Below are 488 nucleotides of genomic sequence, written 5' to 3' on the forward strand. Positions count from 1 at the left end.
TTAACCTAATTTGAGATTAAATCATGCTCTCAAATGCTCGCGAGCATACCGATTCCTAGCCTTGTGATAGTTCTGGGACTGAGGTTTTGCTCCTTTACGAAACTTTCGAGATTTCCGCCGATTCGCACGATTAAGCTGCTTTTCAGCTTTTCTGTAGAACTGAGGTGCCTCTATTACACTGCCATCACTGGTGGCTATGAAATATCGCAGTCCCATATCTATCCCAATAGCTTTTTGACTGGGTTTTGTCTGCACTCGACAATCTGCTTTGATGCAGAACTGAACATAGTACCCATCCGCCCGACGGACTAGCCGAACCCGCTTAATTTGTGATTCGTCATAATGGGCTAAATCATAGCTACCAATCAAGCGCAACTCGCCGATAGCAAAACCATCTGTAAACTTAATACGCTTAGGTTCAAGTAGCTTCCAGCCAGAGGTTTTGTACTCTACTGAACGAGAGTGTTTCTTAAACTCAGGATACCCTA

General features: G+C 44.1%; 1 protein-coding gene. It reads right to left on the reverse strand.

What is annotated here, in order from left to right:
• Positions 1-21: 21 nt before the first annotated feature.
• On the reverse strand, positions 22-488 hold a 467-nt coding region (locus tag B9T16_RS29315), incomplete at its 5' end, for an RNA-guided endonuclease InsQ/TnpB family protein (RefSeq protein WP_410246459.1).

Origin of the sequence: Arthrospira sp. PCC 8006 (genome assembly GCF_046480465.1) — a bacterium.
In the GTDB taxonomy this organism is placed as follows: Bacteria; Cyanobacteriota; Cyanobacteriia; order Cyanobacteriales; family Microcoleaceae; genus Limnospira; species Limnospira platensis.